This window comes from Leifsonia sp. NPDC102414 (genome assembly GCF_044765685.1).
Classification (GTDB): domain Bacteria; phylum Actinomycetota; class Actinomycetes; order Actinomycetales; family Microbacteriaceae; genus Leifsonia.
The window spans coordinates 43,725-63,157 of record NZ_JBIWKN010000008.1 but is presented as its reverse complement, the minus strand read 5'-3'; the positions used below and the strand labels follow the sequence as shown (position 1 = coordinate 63,157).

Genomic DNA, 19,433 nt, shown 5'->3' with positions numbered 1-19,433 from the left:
CATCCGAGAGCTCGTCGCTGTCGGATGCTTCGGCCCGGAGAGCCGCTGGCACTATTTGGAGTTGCCGGCTACTGGCGACCAAGCTCTCTCCCATTGCTCACGATCAGCAGGGCGCCGTTCGGCTCGCTGAAGTCCCTTCCATCATTTATCGGTATTGGGGCGTGTGCGCCGTGCAAGGACGAGTGCTCCACCGAGAACGACTGCGGCGCCAGCCACCCACAACACCCAGAACGGGAAAGTACTCCCGGTATGAGCCAGACTGCCAGACACTGTCGATGGGTCACCCGAGGACGGGGAGCCCCCGCTTGTCGGGGTGCCCGTCGACGGCGTCGGAGTCGGCGTCGACGCCGGAACTGCAGTCCATTGCGCATACACGGTGGTATCCGCCGACAGCACTGTGCTGAAGTCCCACACGGAACCACCCGTTGCAGCAGTGAACCACCCATCAAACGCATACCCGTTCTTGGTCGGGTCGGCTGGCTTAGTCGCCGCCTGACCCGCGCTCAGGCTCTCGGGCGCGACCGAGCTCCCACCAGCAGAATCGAACGACATCGTCACCGGTGCGGCCAAGAACGTAAACGCACCCGTCGACGTGGCATCCCCGTTCGGGTTATGCACCACCACATCCACCGGACCCACCGCATGGGCAGGCGTCGCCACCGTCAGAGACGTGCCCGAGGGGTCCACCACCAGATTCGTCCCCGGAACACCACCAAAGTCCACACCCGTAGTGCCCAGCAATGCGGCACCACTGATCGTCACCGATGTGCCACCCGCAATCGGCCCACTTGTCGGAGAAATTGTTGCGATGGTTGCTGGCGTCCCGGATACAGATACGACAGCAACCAGATTTGTGCCGCTATCGGCAACGAACGCTTTCGATCCATCGGGTGTGAACGCAATCGAACGTGATCGGTATCCGGTGTAGTTCGATACGGGTCCGACGAGTGTATTCGTCGCGACGTCCACGATGGACGGGCTGGAGAGGTTGTTCCCGACGTAGGCCTTCGACCCGTCTGGTGTGAACGCAACCTTGAATGCGTCACTCGTACCAGCGACGACGCTTGTTTGTGTGTTCGTTGCGACGTCCACAACCGATACACCGTTCAAGCCGGCCACATACGCCTTCGAGCCATCTGGCGTGAATGACACCCCTCGCGCGTCGCCGCCGGTGTAACCGGTGACTACGCCGGTCTGTGTGTTCGTTGCGACGTCGATCACGGAAACGGATGCGTTGTCCTCGTTCGCGACGTAGGCCTTCGAGCCATCTGGTGTGAACGCAATCTGTCGCGGATGGTCGCCGGTGTAGCCGGCAACCAAGCCAGATTGCGTGTCAGTTGCGGTGTCGATCACCGAAACCGTGTCGGTAGCGGTGCTTGCAACGTAGGCCTTTGACCCGTCCGGGGAGAACGCGATGCCATTCCAGGAGCTGAAGCCCGTGTAACCCTGAACAGTTCCCGTCTGCGTGTTCGTGGCGGGGTCCACCACCGCCAGCGTGTTGTACCCGTAGGAAAGGTAAGCCTTCGTACCGTCTGGTGAGAAGCCGATTCCCTCCGGGCTCCCAACGATTCCGGCCATGTTGCCAACTTGCGAGTCCGTCCCGGTGTTCACGATCGAGACTGAGTTGCTGTCCTCGTTGAGCACGTAGGCTGTGGAACCGTCCGGCGTAACCGCGACCTGAACCGGTCCCTGGCCGGTGTACCCAGAAACAACTCCCGTCTGCTCATCGCCGGGCGCCGCCTCCGCGGCCGACGCCGCGACAAAGATGGTCGCGATTGCAATGCTCACACCAATTGCGCCAACACGCATGCGGCTCGAGCGAGCTACTCGTTCGGACACTTGATACTCCTGACAGACGGCGGATTCTTCTGCACACGGCCAAGGGCAGCAGCGTGCAAGCCGTCTGTTCAGTCTCGCGAAGTTCAGTCGCCGCGACTAGCCACGAATCCGTCGGCGCGCGAGGTCACCCCGCTTTTCACCCGCCCCCGAAGAGGCGGCCGAGACGAACGCTCCGTACCGAGGCGGAAACTCAGGCCACACATGCGGGCAATTCTCCAACGGCGGTGTTGTGGAGGACTCAGGAAATCGAACCTGACCGGGCACCCCGATAGGCGCGTCCCCCGTGCTTGAAAAGCATGCAATCACTCGTTCCTGAATACGCGTTCTGGAATCAGATGCCGTGAGACGAATGATGCGATATCCCGCCCAACGGCCGGAGTGAAAGGCAGCGCAGCATGAGAGCGCCTCTTATAGAGACGGAGCTCGCCTGCCGGGATCCTGGATGCCGTTTCTCTAGTTACTTCAGGCGGATAGAACAGGTCCCACTCCCCCGCGATGACCAGGGTTGGAACGCTGATGCCTTCCAAGCGGTGAAGTACATCGAACGAATCCTCAGCTCGAATCAGGGCAGATGCCTGTGCGCTGATGCTCCGGCGGGTAGCTAGTCCCGCAATCCCCCGCACGATCGGCCGCATGGGCGGACTCACAGAGGCGCTCATGAAGCGCGCTGCGGCGCACCGGCCTGGCGGTCCGTCGGAAGTCATCAGGTCGCTCTGGGCCACTCGACCGCGCTCCCCCAGGCGGGCGCCACCTGCGACAAGGATTAGACCACTGACCAACTCCGGAAAGTCGAGGGTGATCTGCAGAGCAATACTCGCGCCTGATGAGAACCCGATAAGCGGCTGGGGAGTCGAGCCCAGACGACGGATCGAGTTCGCGTACAGGGCCGCGACCTGCGCCATCGTGGCCCCTTGCTGCAGAGCGGGCGGCGTAACTGCCGTTAGCTCAAACTGACGCTTCACATCGCGAAGTATCAGGTGGTCAACGAGTCGATCCGACATACGCGAATCGGTGGGGCCGAGAGTCAGCCCAGGAAGGTAAACGAGGCGTGGTGATGTAGTCATCGCAGCCACATGGTCGCAGCGGAAGCCGGGAAGGACCGAGGGCGCTCATAACAGAACTCACAGCTGCGCCTGGTGCGCGCCTGTGAATCATGGCGACGACTGACGCAGATCCGACACCCTTTGCTCCCCCGCTCCCCCGCTCCCCCGCGGACGAGCTCTCGTTGGGCGACCCCGTGCGTTGTGAGGCCCGACGGCGTCGCCTCGGCGGTGTCGGCCGCTTCATTTGTGATGGCCCCGTACTCTCAGCAGCCGCGACCGCTAAAGATGGGATTACCAGGAAAACCGGGAAAGGAGGAAAGTCTGATAAAAATGGATATGCTGGAAAGACGGAAAAGATGGAATTGTTGGGTCCCACAGTGACTGGGAATCGGGAAACGGCGCGCCGACAGCCGGAAAATCCAGCTTTAACGGAATAGTTGTATTTGGAGGCATTGTATGAATAGACAGAATTTGCAGCGGGTCGTTGCCGTGATCAATGGCAAGGGGGGAGTGGGTAAGACCACGATCGCCGCCAACGTGGGCGGCCTCCTTGCGTTGTCTGGTTGGAGGGTCTTGATCGTGGATCTCGACTATCAGGCAAACCTCGGGCTGGACCTCGGATATCAGGGAAAGGCCGGCGATGACGATGGACTTGCGCTGGCCCAAGCGCTTGCGTACGGAGTCCGGCCCGGAGTGTTGAAGGATGTGCGGCCTGGGTTGGATGTGATTGTCGGGGGAGGGCACATCGATGGAGCTGCGGCCGCCCTGGTTTCCAAGGCCGCGCAAGGCAAGCTCGACGAAGCGCGTCTCTCCGTTGCTTCGATGCTCGACAGCGTCGCGGGGGAGTACGACATCGTTCTCCTCGACTGCCCTCCAGGCAACGACATGTTGCAGTCCGCCGCCGTTGCCGCCGCCCGGTACGTGTTGATTCCTGTCAAGACCGACGATGGCAGCCTGGGCGGAATGCGCATCACGGCTGGGCGACTCGAGCAAGTCATCGATTTGAACCCGGACATGGACCTTCTGGGTGTGGTCGTCTTCGGTAGCGGTACTGCCGCAACCACAGTCCGGCGTGAGTCGACAGCGCAGATAGTTGAAGCGCTCGGCGGCGCCGACGCCGACGAGGAGATCCGAACGCAGATCGAAGGGCTTGTGTTCGAGTCGTTCCTTCGACACTCGGAAGCTACGGCGAAACGAGCGCGGGGGAGAGGGCTATTGGTTCACGAGCTCGACGACCAAGTAAAGGCAGCACCCAAGTTTTGGGAGCAGCTCAAGGCGGGAATTAAGCCGCAGTCAGTGGGGCCGGCTTCGGCTGAGGGTGTCGCTGATGACCTCCAGGCGATCGCCGCCGAAGTTGTGGCGCGCATACAGGCCAAGGAAGCTGAGTCAAGTGAGGTTGCGCATGTCTGACCGTCGCGTAGGCCCGCCTCCTGCAAAGCCTGGGGCGAGCACTCTGATCCGAGCAGTACGAGAGAACACGGCACAGCAGAACACAAGCGTTCCGGTGCCCGAGCCCGCAACACTGGACCCCGTAGAGATTGCCGGCGAAGTGCCACAGGTCAGCCCGGCCGGTGCCGCGGTGCCGCAGCCCACGACCGACGCCCAGTCGGACGCGAAAGTCGTGAAAATCACGGTGACCGTGGGGGAGGGGCGGCGCGCCCGACTCCGGAGTGCCTACACGCTCACCCATGTGCAGGAGCGGCACCGTACGTTCTCGGACTTCATCGCTGCCACCCTCGACGCTGAGGTCGAACGGCTCGAGCAGAAGTACAACGACGGTCGGCCGTTTGACAACGCAGAGGACGGCGTCATCCGAGGGCGCCCACTGGGTAGCTGAGTTCGGCTGGTGCTCGGCGCGGGGAGGGGATGCGATAGTGCGGGCGAAATGTGATTCCCGCAAAGGACGAGGACAGAGCTGTTCCACCCATAAGCGGGGCGGGGCCTGGAAGCACGCCAGGCTCGGCCCCTCGCTGTTACGCCTCGGATTGATCCGTGGCAGTCGGTTGCCCTGCGAGCATTTGCTTCAGATACGTCATGTCGACGCCTGCTGCACTCGAGATGCGCCACAAGTCAGCGCGCGCCTAGAAACCGCGCATCTCCTGCGTGAATCCGTGCGCATGAGAACGACGCCCCTCAGGCGCGGTTGTCGACTCGGCGCGAGCGGTCGAGCGGTATGCCGGCTTTCGGTTAGGCAGTGCGGGGGAGGGTGGTGGTGTAGATGAACATGGCGGAGGTTGGCCAGTCGGTGGCGTCGGCGAGTTCGTACACGTCGATCGCGGCTGCGCCGACGAAGGTGGCCGGAACTCGGATCTGGGTGGGTGGAATGGGTTCGATGAGGGGGAGTTGTTCGCAGGAGCCGCGTGCGGGGTCGAGGGTCCTGTAGAGGATCGCGGTGAACGTTGCGCTTGCGCTCATGCTCAACTGTTTCGCACCAGCCCGACGAGCACAAGGCGCCGTCAGCTCAATTCGTTGGACTCAATGTTGCGCACCGACGAACAGGGCCGGAGCGACGTGGATCGCCTGATCTGGGTCCTAGGCGTGTAGGTGGGGCGCTTTCAACATTGGTCTTGTGCTGAGTTGGGGTGCTCATCCAGCGGGAAGTGCCGGCGCGGACGAGATCGTGTTGGTGGTCTACGTGGGTGAATTTCGAAGGCTTGGAGCGGGGCGGGCCAAAGTGCGCGTTGTCGCGGCGTGAGGCTTCGGTTCACGCGCACGATGTCGTGCGCAGATCGGTGGAGTTCATGAAAAGTTCCAAGAGGTTCATTCCCATGGTCCTCGGCGCGTCTGTGACCACGGTGGTAATGGTGGCTGTGGGCGGGGTTCCCGCCAACGCTGATACGGCCGGTAGCGAATGGGGTGTGGTCGCGAAAGCAGCACCAGAATCGGCCTCTGGGGTCGCTGAGGTAGTGACGACGACCGCTGGTGTGAGTGCGATTGACGCGTCGCTTGCCGGCACGGAGGTGACTATTCCGGTTGATCCGAGTTCGACGATAACGATGACCACAAGATCCGACAGATTACGTATCGGCTTACCGTTCGCGGCCACAGCGAATAACGCTGCCGTGCAGGCGCCGGGTGTCGTTTCTTATGACAACGGGAATGGGTCGACCACCTTGCCCGTCGTACGTACTGATGGATCTGTGCAGATCGACAATGTCATTGAGAATGCCGCGGCTCCGACACGCTACGAGTATCCGTTGACTTCTTCTGCTGGTCAAACCGCTCGCGTTTCCCCGGATGGCTCGGTCTACGTGGGGGGAGCGGCGGGTACGACCAGTTTCTACTTTGCACCACCATGGGCAAAGGACGCGGCTGGCGCAACTGTCCCCACACACTATGAACTTGACGGAGGCGTCTTGGTTCAGGTTGTCAATCCCACCTCATCAACGTCGTTTCCGGTGGTTACAAACGCCACCGTTGTCGCGACCGGCCAATACGACTACAACTGTGTCTTGACGGACGGGAGCTCGTACTTCATGCGCCACGGTGAAGCGCTCACCGATTGCAAGGGCAGCTATCTGCAGAAGTACCTCGATGGACGGCTAATCAAATCAGTTGGCCTCGTCTACAACGGTGGTGCCTCAGTTCAGGTGACGGGCAAAGGCGGTTGCCTTCTGACGCTGGGCGGTATCGCTGCGCTCGTGTTTTACCCGCCTACAAGTACCTTTGGCTGGGTCCTAAGCGGAGCCCTAGCGGCCGGCGGCGTTTCGCAGAGCTGCACTGGCTTCTAACAGCGATGCTCCGCTCGGCAGACCCGCTACTTTGTGGACTGTCGAGCGGAGCGCTCGCTCGGGATCCAAGTACCAATCAGAACCACGACGAACACAATTCCGGCAAGTAGCCACGGCAGCCACCAAGCGCTGTCACGCGCAGTAGTCCCGGCTACTACAAGGGCTCCTGTCACAGCCAGGCCGAGGACGACAAGGTAAGCGAGAAACGCTCCGCGAGGTGGATATGACACTTTCGGCACGCGTTGGGTCACGCGGTCGATCATCACGATCAATCCGAGCGCGAGTACGGGACCGAGTGCTGCAGTTTCTTGTGGAAGCAGCGCGAACGCGAGAACTCCGCCGCCGCCAACTATCCCGACAACGAGAAAATACAGAAGGCGGCTGGAGGGCGAAGCGGGATTGTCAACGTCGACTGTTTCCATGGGCAGCACTCTAAACAGTCACGGAGGACACAAGCCAAGGCACCCGCGTTCTCGCCGCCATATTCACCCCATGCCCTGCGGACGACCTTCGTAGCGGCAGGGGAAACGAAATGATGTCTCCGGCAACCTGGCACCGGTCGCTACCTCACCAATGTGTCCTGGCGATATGGTTTCAACTCGACGCCAGGGCGGCCCATCGAGCGCCCGATCCGGCTGTAGGGATTACCGGCGGGATGGGGTCGGGGGCCTGTCCCAGCCGTCTTCGATCGCGCCGCGCCATACCCATGCGGTGCGCACGACACCTGCAACCGATACCCACCGCACGTGGACGGCGCGGTCGGTCCACTCGATTGCCTCGCACTCTGGGCGGATCACGGTTTCTGGGAACCGCACCCATGCCCGTACAGGTCGCGGCTCTGGTGGCTGGTAGATCGGATGGTTCGCGACGTCGAGCTCGTCGTCGGTGAGACTCACGGGTTGTGCCCGAACCAGGAGCTCGTCGATGGCGCGGCCGATGCCCATTTCGGGGTACCGCCGGTTCGATCCCATGACCCCTATTACACCAGACAGTCGAAAGTATGTTCGAATAGACGGTGTGTGGACGATACGGGTAGGGGAGCAGGATTGGTTGGCGCTCGATGACGCGGTCCGGCCGCGTTTTCTCATCCATCACGGGCCGGCGGTGAATGCGGTCACGCACGAGACGTTGATGATGTACCGGGTCGACCATTGGGTGCTCAAGCGCAGCGATCGGTGGCCGCTGGGCTATTACGAGACCCTCGCACAGGCGCAGCTCGCTGCGGAGAGCGCGCTCGGCACCCCGATGTTCCTCGCCCCCGTCACTGACCCGCTAGGGCGGATCGTCACCCCAGAGGAGCAACGGGAACGGTGGACTGCCGGCCTCGATCCACGCACCGGTGCGCCGCGGGCTCGGTGAACTAGATGACGGGCTGAATCAGCTCGGGGCGGTTGCCGCGGACTGGGCCAACCTGGTCAAAACGTAGCGCCTCAGCTTCTGCGACGCCGGCCTTTACCGCTTCGTCGACGAGGGCCTGGTCGCCGGTGACGGTGGGGTCGATCCAGTGCTCCCACATCCGCTGCGGCAGGATCACCGGGTTTCGATCGTGGATATCCGCAAGCGTCTGCACCGCATCGGAGGTGACGATTGTCGCCGTCAGCGTCCACCGAGAGTCATCGTCACGATCCTTGGCCGGGTCCGCCCACCATGAGTAGAGGCCGGCGAACCCCATCACCTGATCGTCGGGATACCGGATGAAGTACGGCGTCTTGTGCCCTTTCGGGCCTTGCCATTCGTAGTACCCGTTGGCGAGGACGATCGCCCGGTGCGACTTCACCGGCCCGCGCCACAACGGTTTCTCGGCCATGTCCTCGGCACGCGCGTTGAAGGTGGACGCTTTCAGCTTCAACGTCTTCGACCAGCTGGGCACAAGCGACCAATACGCGGACTCGAACCGGATCTGAGGCTCCGCCTCACCCTTGCCGGATTCGAACAGAACCGGGATGTTCTCAGTCGGTGCGATGTTCCAGCTGGGTTCCCAGCCCGGCCGCCATTCCTGCGGCTTCCGACCCGTCGAGATGACGAATTCAGTCACCAGCTCGTTGACCGTGTCGTCCATTGCGAAGCGCCCGCACATGCCGCGAGCGTACGCCTCGGCGCCCATGACGCTAGATCAGGTTTCCGTGCGCTACCGGCCCGAGGGATGCTGTCCGGATTGGGGGAGTGGACGTCGGAGGATGAATTTGCTTCCGCTTGACGGGAGGGCCTCGTGTTCGGTGTGAGGGTCGCCAAGGGTGGGTGGGTGGATAGATCATCTGTCAGTGTTGATTCGCTCTTGCGTGAGTTCGAGGAAGGGCGTAGGCGGAACGCGGAGTTGAGTTGGATCGCTCAACTGGCTCGTATGCGTGCGGCCAGTGATTGTCCTGTTGCGCCGTCGCCCTGGCGGGAGTGTGCTCCGGATGGGGGCAATAGTCCAATGCGTGTCGTGGCCGAATCGGGTTGAAGATGAAGTGCAAGGAAAGGATCGATCATGACTCTGAACCTTGCTGCCGGCGGATATGTTGTCTCGTCTACTCCGTGCCCAGTCTGCGGAAACGCCGACGTGTTTCCCGCGATTCGTGACAATCTGAATGGCACTGCCTCGTTCGTGATGGTCTGCGCGTTCTGCGGTTCGTTGCTACCGTTCCCGGTCTAAGGGCGTGGCCGGCTGGCCCATAGCTGTCCGCGGCGTTCGGTCTCGACGGTGTTGGTTTGCCAGTCGATCGGTTCAGGGTGCAACACGATCGTGAACTCAGTTCCGGTGCAGATCCCAAGTCCAGTGTTGTCGAGGTGGCCACGCATCTCGAGCACCTGGGTCAGGCTCTTCACCATCAGGTTGCAGCTGCGGCAACGAAGCCACACTGCAGGGACCGGTCTTGCACGCGCCATCATTCGACCGTACAGCCAGTGCAGCGGACACGACTCAATCCGGCGTGCAGGGACCTTTCTATTGGTCGTCGGCGGCGAGGCCGGAAATGATGTGGTCGACCGCACGGTTGATCCGGAAGCTGATGCGTCGGTTGAGTAGTAGTGCGGTGGCTGCTGCGAGTACCAGGGTTGCGCCGGCGATGGTGTGTGCCGTGTCATCGGCGGCGATCGTGATGATGACGCCGATGCTGGCGGTAAACCCGCCGATGCTCCAGCCGACGGGCGGTAGCGGTACCTGGATTGGGGGAGCGGTGTGCTCGTTGCCCGGCGCCGCAGCGAGGGGCAACACGGACCGGTCTACTATGCTGCGTCTCACTGGTGAGGGGGCGTTAGATGCGGGAGATGCTGGCGGTATAGGTGTCGGGTGTTGTCTCTTGCCAGGGGAGTGCGATGAGGAGTTGTTGGCTGCCGTAGAGGATGGTCGCGATTGCAATGACCTCGTGGGCGGGGGTGCCCGTGTCGACGAGGACCGGGTCGGTGCGGAGTGGGTGCGTTTGGCCTGGTTGCCATAGTCGTGCTTCCCACACGTCGATGCCGGTGTTCTTTCTCGTTCGGGTGATCGTGACTTGCGTCGCTGCGGACAAGGCCGTGCGGCCTGGCTCTTCGACGCGCGAGCGAACTGTCTCGGTGAGGGTCACGTGATGGGTTGCCCTTCGTCTCGGAGGCCTGATGCGATGGCATGGAGCATGGGGTCGGTGTGTCGGGAGATGCGTTCAGCGGTCCTTCTGCTGAGGAGGGGAGCGGTAAGTGCTACTGCCGTGAGGGCGGTGCCGACGAATGCGTAGAGGGGTGAGGGGGAGCCGATTGCTGCGATGGTGCCGGCGGTGCCGATGAAACCGAGGATGCTCCGTGTTGGAGTGGGGAGGGGCACCTGATTTGGGGGAGATGTCGGGCTCGGGTTGAGCGTAGTGTGGGCGCGTTGGTGCAGACCCTTCATGGGGCCCGACGCCTCAAGGCCTGCACCAGCGCCCACCCTTTTTGGGTGGCCTGCAGGACCCGAACCGTGCAGGGCGGTTTGGATGGTCCAGCTGCCCGGCTGGGCCATCCGGGAGGCATCCACAGAACGGATGCCGAGGCCTTCAGGTCGCTGACCCACCTCTTCGAGCAGGCACGGCAGGGCCGTGTCCGCGAGGGTGGTTCTGGCCCCGTAACCGGGGCCGGTCAGTGTCATTTCGCTCCAACCAGTGAAGAAACCTCTTGGTGGAACAATCGTTCTATCCGGTGAGTGAGCGGTAGTCCCCTTTCAGGGGACACCCAGGTTTCATGTTGTCGGGTGAAGGCAGGCGTCGCCGTAGGGCCGGTGTTGCGCGAAACGTGGGAGGCGACCTTAGCGGGTAGGGCTTGGCGTTGGTGCCCTTCTGCTCGTTGGATGGCTCGGTAGGCCGTTGAGCGGGCGACGCCGCTCAGTGCAGCGGTCTCTGCGATTGAGTCTGTGGGGTGGTGCGATCAGGAGGCGTTCAGTCTTCACGGGCAGGGTGACGGACCATGTGGAATCGTCGGCGTTGGGTTGGTGTGGTTGGGCTGGGATTGTCCATGGGTCTTGCCTCGGTTGGGGGTGCGGCGGTCGCGGGTGACTTCGGTCCGGTGAGTCGTCTGGGCGAGTCTGTGCAGGTGCGGGTCAGCTCTGGAGTGTTCCGGATCGACGTTGACACTCTTGCTGTGAGCTTTAGAGCGCGTAGCGGGGCAACGATGACAGTGTCCGAACCAACGCCAACAACACTTGGGATCCCGAGCTCGGTGGTGATCGGTGGGGGTCAGGCGACGTGGGAGTACCCTGCCGCTGGCCTGAAGTTCACGGTCGACGCCTCTGTCCAGCGCGGGGGTGTGCGTTTCGCTGTGTCCGAATCTGCCGGGTCCACCAGGCATCCTGGATTGGCATGGCCGATGACCGGAACTGATAGTTCGGTTGCGTCGATCGAGTATGCGAACGGCAGCGGCCAGACCGTTCCAATTCACGACCCGTTTTGGCTCTCCACAGACTCCGGTTTGGTCGGAAGCGAGAGGGACTTCGCCGGTGGCCTCACTCTTCCGGTCTGGGGAGTGACCGGGTCGGTTCCAGGCACAGGGATTGGCATGTACACAACAACGGACATCGGGTCGTCTCTTGCCTTTCACAAGTCGGGGGGTGCAATCCAAGCGGCCGTGTCACATGACTTCACCGCTGAAACACCCACGTTCGATGTCGTTGTCACGCCGAACTCCGGTTCGCCGGTTGCGTCGGCGTTGGCGTACCGTGAGCACCTACTTGCCGATGGCGGGCTGGTGAGCCTCGACCAGAAGATCACGAACAATCCGCGCGTGCGCGACCTTGTCGGGGCACCGCACGCTTACGTGTGGGGGTCCGGGCGCACTCCGGAAGCGTTGGACGCACTCGCGTCCGCTGGCGTTGACCGGTTCTGGGTAGGGTACGACGGCGATCCGGTGACAGATTCTTTCGTGACCGCGCAGAAGAAGTATCTGATTGGTCCGTACGATTCGTGGGCCAACGCCCAAGATCCGGCGACCAGCGACAGTCCCAGCGCGTCGTGGCCCGACAACCTCTACCCGCAAGGATGTGTACGTGGACTGGACGGCGGAATCGTCACAGGATTTGGTGGCCGCGGTTGCTATCTCAGTAGTACTGCCCTCGCACAAGCTCAACGCGCCGATGGTGTGATCGCGGACCGGGTGAAGGCATTCACTCCCAACGGTGCGGACAGCTACTTCCTCGACGTCGACGCAGTCGGTCAACTCTTCGACGACTCCACACCCTCTCATCCGCAGACCAAAGCCGAAGATCGTGCACTTCGATTGGAGCGAATGGAAGCACTCGCTCGAGGTGACTACAGCAACGGCAAGCCGCTCGTCCTCGGTTCTGAGGCTGCGGAGGGGTGGGCGAACCCGGCCATTGCATTCAGTCACGGGTCTTCCACGCCCGTGTTTGATGACCTGTGGAAGCTGGAACGAGATAAAGCCACGTGGGGCGGCTACTGGCCGACCGATCATCCCGGGTTCTTCTTCAAGCCTGTCGACCTGCCACAGCAACTGGCAACCGCGATGTTCGCACCCCAGTACAGGGTCCCGTTGTACGAAACCGTCCTCCATGATTCGGTTGTCAGCACTGACCGTTGGGAACTCGGCCTCGACAAGCTGCCATCGCTAAAGACACACCGCATCCTGATGGCCATGCTTTACAACGAACCGGTCATGTATTCGCTCGACATGGACACCATTGCGGCAGACAAAGCTGAGATCGCGACCCAGCAGCGCTTCTTCGCTTTCATTCAAGCTTCGGCGGGCACCAAACCACTCACCTCTTTTCGTGCGCTGTCGTCCGACAGGCTGGTGCAACAGACCGTGTACGGCAACGGCGCACTGACCGTCACGGTCAACTTTGGTCAAACCGCGTTCCAGAACGTCCCACCGGGTTGCGCCACAGCCGCGGACGCGCATGGCAAAAGCAACACTCTGTGTCCGTGACAGCGCAGCGCCGCCTGAAGGATGGCAACAATATGAACTGTTCGAGGGTGGACAGCGACTTCAGCGAGTAGGGGGATCTCGCCTCTCCAGACACGTTCGTTCCGGTTGCCCGCGCCGGTAGCGGAATCCTCTGAATAGCGGGTGGCAGCGGTCTAGCTGGATAGGCGGTTGTCGGATCTGTGCTTTGAGCGCCTATTTCTGCATTGGTGGTGCTGTTTTGGTGCAGGTGACGCGTGTGCCCGGTTCGCCCTTCTGGGAGATGATCTGTTTGCCGCCCAGAATGATGCGGCATGTGGCAGTGTGCCCGGGTTGGGGGGTCGCTGAAACGTAGGCGGTGCGTTCGGCGGTGACGGGGACTTTTGTTTGCCAGGTTTTGGCTCCATCGCTTGATTGCTTCAACGGTTGGGTTCCCTTGTGAACGCGGGTGAGGGTGTCGCCTTGGCCGGTGTTGTATTCGACGTTGTTGAGGAGGTCGCCTCCGTTGGATGTGACGATATATGTGGGCATCCACACCGTGGAGTGCTGGAACCCGCTCGTGCATGCGGTGGCTCCGACGGTAACGATGGACGCGACTGCGAGGAGTGCCGCTGCTTGTCGTAGACGTAGTTTCATGAGAACTCCAGACTGTTGATCTTCAGCCGCTGGATAGCGGCTGAACGGGTAAGGCCGCGGTTGGCAAACCGTGCGCTGTCCCTACCTTGGAAACGTACGCACGTGCGTGAGGCGGCGCGTCCGCCAACAGATCGACCGGACTGGGCCTCCAGTACCAGACGTTGAGACGTCGGGCGCCAGATGGGGTGAATGCTCGCGAACTAGTCGGTCGATCTCAGGCGAGGGGGCGACCGCTGGGAACCTTCTCGCAACCACACAGCAACGACCTTGCCGGCAACACTTCGAGAACTTGACCCGTTCACGGCGGCAGCATTTCTCTTCGAGCACTCTTTGGAGCACCTCATGACATTGAGAAAATTGATCATCCCCATTGTCGCGTCTGCGTTTGCGCTCGGACTTGGTGGTTGCGCAATCCATCTCTCTGATGAGCCGACCACAACGTCAGCCGCCGACGACACTGCCACTGGTAGCACCCTCGCGAGTGTCGGTGTCTCAGTCGGCGGTCCTGTGACTATTACGGACAAGACCGTCACGTTGGCACCGGGAAAAGGGACTGGGAGGCACTGTCACTACGGCTACGTTGTCGGTGTGGTCGTGCAGGGCGAACTCACCCACCATGCACCGATCTATCCGACGGGTGTCCACACGTACCACAAAGGGGACGCGATCATTGAGGGACCCGGCTACCTTCACGATGGGAAGAACGATGGCCGGGGCAACACCGTATTGAAAGTGACGTACTTCACACCCCAAGGCAAGCCCTTGGCAGAGACCGACCCGGCCAAATGTGCTGCAATCGAGAAGCAGCAGTCAGGCGGCAATCACGGCGGTCTCTGAAGGAGCCACGGGGATTGTTCCTCGTCGTCGCCGCCGGACACAAAATACGTCGGCGTTCTGACTTCGGTAGTGCAGAGCCCTTACCGTCGGCATCCTGCCCTCGCCGACCCGGGTGAGCGCCCACCCGAAGTCTCCGCATATCAACGGATGTGCGTCCGTGCTGGGAGACTGAGCCATGGTTGAGATCCGCGTCGTGGTGACGAGCGGCGGTCCGGTTGAGATCGCGTGGGTAGCTGGTGAAGGGCCACCAGTGTTGTTCTTTCCTGGCGGCCACTGCTCAGCTCGGTGCAATTGTGGCTGGGGTCTGTACGCCGAGCTGGGTCATGCGGTCGTCGCATTCTCGCGTCCTGGATACGGCGGCACCCGTGTCGGCAAGCGCGGCCCGGCGGAATTCGTGCCGTTGGTTGGTGAGGTGTGCGAGCAACTGGGCATCTCCACGATCGCGGCAGTAGTCGGAGTCTCGTTCGGTGGGTTGCAGGCGGTGCACGTGGCCGGCGACCGGAGGCTGGGCGTACCCCGGCTGGTGCTGCATAGTGCTGCGCCGTCGGGTTTGCCGTATCCCGACAGTCGAGCGGAACGGATTTTCGGTCCTATCGTGTTCTCCCCAGCCTTGCAGGGCCTCGTCTGGCGACTGGTGCGTGGCGTGATCCGCTCGGACGCGGGGCTGGGACTCATGTTGGGGCGGCTCTCGAACGTGCCTCGTGGGGAGTGGTGGGGGGAGTTGAGTGCCGGTGACAAGCGTGAGGTGCGCATGCTGTTCAACTCCATGCGTTCGGATTCTGGATTCGTGAATGATCTGCGCCAGGGGCGGCCCTATGCGGCGGCGGCGCGACGAGACGCCATGTCGGCGGTGCGGTGCCCAACCCTGGTCACAGGATCTCGGCATGATCGTGGAGTCTCATTTGAGCATGCGGAAGATTTCGCCGCCAACATCGCCGATGCCGTCCTCGTTGAGCTCGACTCGCAGAGTCACATCTTCTGGATCGGTCCAGGAAGAGAACGCCTCGTGTCACTCGCTCATTCGTTTGTGGACCAGTGAGTAAGGAGGATTGCGCTTCGCAGTAGAGTGTCGCCGGTTCGGAGTGAGCGCAGCGCCGTCATGGGCATCAGGGCGACGGACCGACGATGAACACGGCTGCGACGACGTGCGGGATGCCGAAGAGGTTTCCACGATGGGTATTCCTTACTTGCCTGGATGGTTGGTGTGGTTAGGCGGTGGCGAGTGTGTCAACGAGCCGGCCATCGATGAGGTGGACGATTCCGTGCATGCGTGGGAGGTGGACGAGGTCGTGGGTTACTAGCAGGGTCGAGGTGTTCAGTTCATCGGTCAGGCGCAGGATGAGGTCGATGATGCTTGCGCCTCGTTCCTGGTCGAGTGCGCTGGTGGGCTCATCGATCAGGAGAACGCTGGGGTCGTTCATCAAGGCGCGGGCGATGTTAATTCGCTGGCGTTGCCCTCCGGAGAGTTGGTGCGGCCGCTTGCCTCGCTGGTCCCCAAGGCCGACCGCGTCCAGGAGTGCGTCGGCGCGGGTCGCGGTTGTGGCTCGGTTGCGCCGGCTGTGTGGTGCGCCGAGTTCGTTCATCACGGTGAGCTGCTCGCGGGCGGTCAGCGAGGGGATCAGGTTGGACTGCTGAAAGACGATTCCGATGCTGTCCCGGCGCAGCTCGGTAGCTTCACCAGGGTTCAGCCTGGTGGCGTCGGTGTCGTCGATGAGAACCTGGCCGGAGTCGGGGTGGATGAGGGTGGCGGCGACGGCGAGAAGGCTGGATTTGCCTGAACCGCTAGGCCCGGTAATACCGGTGACGGTTCCGGGGTGGGCGGTGAGCGAAATGTTGTCGACGGCGGTGACGCTGGTGTCGCCATCGGGGAAGGTGAGGGTGATGTTGTTGAGGCGGATCATCGGTTGCTCCCTAGTGCGGTGAGGGGGTCGGCTGAGGTGACGGATCGAAGCGCGAACGCGGCCCCGGCAAGGCCGAGGACGATCATGATCACGCCCGGCAGAACGGTGGTGATTGGGCTGAGGAGGAACGGGAGTGCAGTGCCCGCGAGAGCGCCGAACACGGCGACTAGTCCCAAGCCGACCCCGATACCCACGAGCAGCACGATCAGTGCTTGTCCGAGTGCGTCGCGGACGAGCGATCGGGTGCTGGCGCCGAGGGCTTTTAGAACGGCGATGTCGCCTTTTCGTTGCATGGTCCAGACGGTGAAGAACGCACCGATAACGAGCCCGGAGATGCCGAACAGCATGACAACCATCAGCAGCAACGAGCCAATCTCGGAGCGGAAGGCGCTCAGCGCGAAGAGTGTTCCGATAGTGGTCTCGGACACGGTGGTGTTCGCGTTGTCGGCGGCGTCCCAGTTCGGGTTTCCGGTCACGGCGAGAACGGTGGCGTAAGCGCCGGGACTGCCGGTGGCGGCGGAGTAGGCCTGCCAGTCGTGGAGCGTCATCTGCACGACGGGGGTGTGGCTGTACCAGCCGTCTCCACCGATGGTCTCAACGGTGTAGGTGGTGCCGGCGATTGTGACGTCATCATCGGTTTTCACGCTGAGGGCTTTTGCTGCGGGAATCGACAGGCCGAGGCGGCCGTCGGCGGTGGGCGCGGTGGCATCGAAGCCTGGTTCCACACCGAAGACTGCGATGGCCGCACGGGTATCGCCGGCCTCGCCGCGGGTTTGACTGATTCCCACAGGCTTAGCGGCTGTGACGCCGTTCGTTGCGGTCCAGGCCGCTGCCTGCTTCTTGGTGATGCTGGAGTCGGAGAAGCTCGCCCCGCTGTTTCCTGCGGCGGGAGCAGAGAACACAACCCGGTCGCCGGGTAGTGCGAGAACGGCGGAGATGTTCTGGGTGGCGAGGCCTCCGGTCAGGCCGCTCAGAAAACCGACGAGAACGGTGATGAGGGCTACGACCGAGCCGATGAGGATGAACCGGCCCCGGGCAAAGCGGAGATCACGTATCGCGACGAACATGGTGTGTGCCTTTCCTGTCACCGACTGCGGCGACTACTCCACTCTCGCTTTCCGCCGCGGCCCGGTCATCGGCCACTCGAACACCCTCTCCCGCCCGGAGTGTGGACCCTCCAGTCGTCCTTTTGAAGGATGACGCTCTCCGGGTCGGCGCGTAGAGTTCAGCCCATGCCGCATACCGCATTGACCCCCGTTTTCGTGGGTCTGCGCACCGGCCTGCATGCCCTCTTCCTCGCCCTCACCGCTCTTGTCATCGCCCGTACGCTCCTCGCTCCGACGGATGCGAGCACCGCCGTGATCGTCGTAGCGGTGATCCTCGGACTGAGCTACGCACTTGGCGCTGTACTGACCCGTTCCGCTCGAGCACGTCGACCAGTACGGCTGGGCTGGTTGGCGGTCCTAACCGTTGAATGGGTGGTTCTGCTTTGGCTGATCCCGGATGCCGCCTACCTGGTGTTCCCGCTGTTCTTCCTTTTCCTCCACCTCCTCGGCCGAACGTGGGGCTCAGTCGCGATCCTGGTTTCCACGACCATCGCGATCTGTGCCCTCGGAATCCATAGCGGTTGGACTGTCGGCGGTGTCGTCGGTCCACTCGTGGGCGCCGGCGTCGCGCTGCTGATCGGGCTCGGCTATCAAGCCCTCGCCCGGGAGGCGGAACAACGTGAAGCGCTTGTCAAAGAGTTGATCATCACGCAGGGCCAACTCGCCGCGACCGAACACGAATCGGGCGTTCTCGCCGAACGTGCCCGGCTCGCCCGAGAGATTCATGACACCCTCGCTCAGGGGCTCTCCAGCATCCAAATGTTGCTGCACGCCGCCGAACGCGCCGACCCTGGTCGCCCCGGCATTGAACACATCCGGCTTGCCCGGGAAACCGCTGCAGCGAACGTCGCCGAAGCACGCCGCTTTATCCGCGAACTCACTCCACCCCAGCTGGACGACCAGACCCTCGGCGGGGCGCTCCGCCGGCTCGCTCGCACTCAGTGGGCAACCGAAGGCCTTGATGTTCAGGTGCGGGTGTCCGACACGATTTCCCTGCCGATGCACCTGCAAACAGCACTGCTGCGCATCGCGCAAGGCGCGATCGCGAACGTCATCCAGCACGCCCACGCCACCACGGCAACCATCACCATGGGCATCGAACACGACCAGCTCCGCTTCGCCGTCGCCGACGACGGAACCGGATTTGACCCAGAGCGGCCCCGGCAAGAGACGGCGGAGAAGTCGGACTCGTTCGGACTTCGCGCCACCTCCGAACGTGTGCAGCAACTCGGCGGAACCCTCAGCATCGATACCGCGCCTGGCCATGGCACGACCCTGTCGGTCGACCTCCGTCTGACGGAGGATGCATGATCCGCCTTTTGATCGCCGACGACCATCCCATCGTCCGTGCGGGCCTCGTCGCCCTGTTCAAGCTCGAAGAGGACTTCAAGGTCGTCGCCGAAGCGGGCACACCCCACGAAGCCGTCGACCTGGCAAAAAGCGAGAACCCCGACGTCGTCCTGATGGACCTCCAATTCGGATCCCAGCAAGCAGCCACCGGAGCAGACGCAACCCGCCGCATCCGCGACCTCGATGCACCCCCCTACGTGCTTGTGCTGACGAACTACGACTCGGACGCTGACATCCTCAACGCGGTCGAAGCCGGCGCCAGCGGCTACCTCCTCAAAGACGCCCCACCCCACGAGCTCACCGCCGCCGTCCGCGCCGCTGCCGCAGGCGAAAGCGCCCTCGCCCCGGTCATCGCATCCCGGCTCCTCAAGCGAATGCGCGCGCCCCAGATCAGCCTCAGCAGTCGCGAGATCCAAGTCCTCGAACTCGTCGCCGCGGGCCAATCCAACACCGACGTCGCCAATTCACTCTTTGTCAGCGAAACGACCGTGAAGTCTCATCTCGCGCACATCTTCTCCAAACTCAACGTCAACTCCCGCACCGCCGCAGTCTCCGCAGCCCGCCGACAAGGAATCCTGCGGTAGCCAACTCGTCGACGGCACGTTCTGTGAATCTTTGAGCGTCACCTAGTGCTAACAGAACGCCGCC

The 19,433-nt window shown here is 62.5% G+C and carries 19 protein-coding genes; 9 read left to right on the top strand and 10 right to left on the bottom strand.

From position 1 onward, the window contains the following. Positions 1 to 141 precede the first annotated feature (141 nt). Positions 142 to 1,788, bottom strand: coding sequence for an InlB B-repeat-containing protein (locus ACIRCZ_RS19745; RefSeq protein ID WP_402856475.1), 1,647 nt, complete (start codon positions 1,786 to 1,788; stop codon positions 142 to 144). Between the two features lie 353 nt (positions 1,789 to 2,141). Next, complete coding sequence (locus tag ACIRCZ_RS19740; RefSeq protein WP_402856472.1) at positions 2,142 to 2,903, bottom strand: alpha/beta fold hydrolase; 762 nt, start codon at positions 2,901 to 2,903, stop codon at positions 2,142 to 2,144. Between the two features lie 435 nt (positions 2,904 to 3,338). On the opposite strand from ACIRCZ_RS19740, the gene ACIRCZ_RS19735 reads away from it, so the two are divergent. Both ACIRCZ_RS19735 and ACIRCZ_RS19730 read left to right on the top strand, forming a co-directional pair. Beyond that, positions 3,339 to 4,292, top strand: a complete 954-nt coding sequence (locus ACIRCZ_RS19735; protein ID WP_402856469.1) for a ParA family protein — start codon at positions 3,339 to 3,341, stop codon at positions 4,290 to 4,292. Continuing rightward, complete coding sequence (locus ACIRCZ_RS19730; RefSeq protein ID WP_402856466.1) at positions 4,285 to 4,719, top strand: hypothetical protein; 435 nt, start codon at positions 4,285 to 4,287, stop codon at positions 4,717 to 4,719. Before ACIRCZ_RS19735 ends, ACIRCZ_RS19730 begins: the two co-directional genes overlap by 8 nt. Before the next feature lie 350 nt (positions 4,720 to 5,069). Here the strand turns inward: ACIRCZ_RS19730 and ACIRCZ_RS19725 are convergent, their stop codons facing one another. After that, positions 5,070 to 5,297 (bottom strand): hypothetical protein, encoded by a 228-nt coding sequence (locus tag ACIRCZ_RS19725; protein ID WP_402856463.1) that lies wholly within the window; start codon positions 5,295 to 5,297, stop codon positions 5,070 to 5,072. A gap of 326 nt (positions 5,298 to 5,623) precedes the next feature. Here ACIRCZ_RS19725 and ACIRCZ_RS19720 point away from each other — a divergent pair, with 326 nt between their 5' ends. Next, complete coding sequence (locus ACIRCZ_RS19720) at positions 5,624 to 6,613, top strand: hypothetical protein (RefSeq protein WP_402856460.1); 990 nt, start codon at positions 5,624 to 5,626, stop codon at positions 6,611 to 6,613. A 26-nt stretch (positions 6,614 to 6,639) separates the two neighbouring features. Here the strand turns inward: ACIRCZ_RS19720 and ACIRCZ_RS19715 are convergent, their stop codons facing one another. Then, positions 6,640 to 7,035 carry a hypothetical protein gene (locus ACIRCZ_RS19715; RefSeq protein ID WP_402856458.1) on the bottom strand — a complete coding sequence of 132 codons (396 nt, stop codon included), beginning with the start codon at positions 7,033 to 7,035 and terminating at the stop codon, positions 6,640 to 6,642. A gap of 628 nt (positions 7,036 to 7,663) precedes the next feature. Between ACIRCZ_RS19715 and ACIRCZ_RS19710 the strand changes: the two genes are divergently transcribed. Next, positions 7,664 to 7,972 carry a hypothetical protein gene (locus tag ACIRCZ_RS19710; protein ID WP_402856455.1) on the top strand — a complete coding sequence of 103 codons (309 nt, stop codon included), beginning with the start codon at positions 7,664 to 7,666 and terminating at the stop codon, positions 7,970 to 7,972. Between the two features lies 1 nt (position 7,973). On the opposite strand, the gene ACIRCZ_RS19705 is transcribed toward ACIRCZ_RS19710, so the two are convergent. From ACIRCZ_RS19705 to ACIRCZ_RS19695, 3 genes are all read right to left on the bottom strand, one after another. Further along, positions 7,974 to 8,717, bottom strand: coding sequence for an SOS response-associated peptidase (locus tag ACIRCZ_RS19705; protein WP_402856453.1), 744 nt, complete (start codon positions 8,715 to 8,717; stop codon positions 7,974 to 7,976). A gap of 822 nt (positions 8,718 to 9,539) precedes the next feature. Then, entirely contained in the window at positions 9,540 to 9,809 is a 270-nt protein-coding gene (locus ACIRCZ_RS19700) for a hypothetical protein (RefSeq protein WP_402856450.1), read from the bottom strand. 40 nt (positions 9,810 to 9,849) lie between these two features. Next, complete coding sequence (locus ACIRCZ_RS19695; protein WP_402856447.1) at positions 9,850 to 10,158, bottom strand: hypothetical protein; 309 nt, start codon at positions 10,156 to 10,158, stop codon at positions 9,850 to 9,852. Between the two features lie 1,435 nt (positions 10,159 to 11,593). On the opposite strand from ACIRCZ_RS19695, the gene ACIRCZ_RS19690 reads away from it, so the two are divergent. After that, positions 11,594 to 12,979, top strand: coding sequence for a glycoside hydrolase (locus ACIRCZ_RS19690; protein WP_402856444.1), 1,386 nt, complete (start codon positions 11,594 to 11,596; stop codon positions 12,977 to 12,979). A 192-nt stretch (positions 12,980 to 13,171) separates the two neighbouring features. Here ACIRCZ_RS19690 and ACIRCZ_RS19685 read toward each other — a convergent pair whose 3' ends face one another. Continuing rightward, positions 13,172 to 13,486: a hypothetical protein gene (locus ACIRCZ_RS19685; protein ID WP_402856441.1), complete on the bottom strand. Its 315-nt coding sequence runs from the start codon at positions 13,484 to 13,486 to the stop codon at positions 13,172 to 13,174. Positions 13,487 to 13,933: 447 nt separating this feature from the next. Here ACIRCZ_RS19685 and ACIRCZ_RS19680 point away from each other — a divergent pair, with 447 nt between their 5' ends. Beyond that, positions 13,934 to 14,428 (top strand): hypothetical protein, encoded by a 495-nt coding sequence (locus tag ACIRCZ_RS19680; RefSeq protein WP_402856438.1) that lies wholly within the window; start codon positions 13,934 to 13,936, stop codon positions 14,426 to 14,428. Positions 14,429 to 14,603: 175 nt separating this feature from the next. After that, positions 14,604 to 15,467 (top strand): alpha/beta fold hydrolase, encoded by an 864-nt coding sequence (locus tag ACIRCZ_RS19675; RefSeq protein WP_402856435.1) that lies wholly within the window; start codon positions 14,604 to 14,606, stop codon positions 15,465 to 15,467. A gap of 169 nt (positions 15,468 to 15,636) precedes the next feature. Here ACIRCZ_RS19675 and ACIRCZ_RS19670 read toward each other — a convergent pair whose 3' ends face one another. Continuing rightward, positions 15,637 to 16,329 carry an ABC transporter ATP-binding protein gene (locus ACIRCZ_RS19670; protein ID WP_402856432.1) on the bottom strand — a complete coding sequence of 231 codons (693 nt, stop codon included), beginning with the start codon at positions 16,327 to 16,329 and terminating at the stop codon, positions 15,637 to 15,639. Then, positions 16,326 to 17,396 (bottom strand): ABC transporter permease, encoded by a 1,071-nt coding sequence (locus tag ACIRCZ_RS19665; RefSeq protein ID WP_402856429.1) that lies wholly within the window; start codon positions 17,394 to 17,396, stop codon positions 16,326 to 16,328. Before ACIRCZ_RS19665 ends, ACIRCZ_RS19670 begins: the two co-directional genes overlap by 4 nt. Before the next feature lie 165 nt (positions 17,397 to 17,561). On the opposite strand from ACIRCZ_RS19665, the gene ACIRCZ_RS19660 reads away from it, so the two are divergent. Continuing rightward, positions 17,562 to 18,746 (top strand): sensor histidine kinase, encoded by a 1,185-nt coding sequence (locus ACIRCZ_RS19660; RefSeq protein ID WP_402856426.1) that lies wholly within the window; start codon positions 17,562 to 17,564, stop codon positions 18,744 to 18,746. After that, positions 18,743 to 19,369 carry a response regulator gene (locus tag ACIRCZ_RS19655; protein ID WP_402856424.1) on the top strand — a complete coding sequence of 209 codons (627 nt, stop codon included), beginning with the start codon at positions 18,743 to 18,745 and terminating at the stop codon, positions 19,367 to 19,369. The genes ACIRCZ_RS19660 and ACIRCZ_RS19655 overlap by 4 nt, the downstream gene beginning before the upstream one ends. Positions 19,370 to 19,433: the final 64 nt, after the last annotated feature.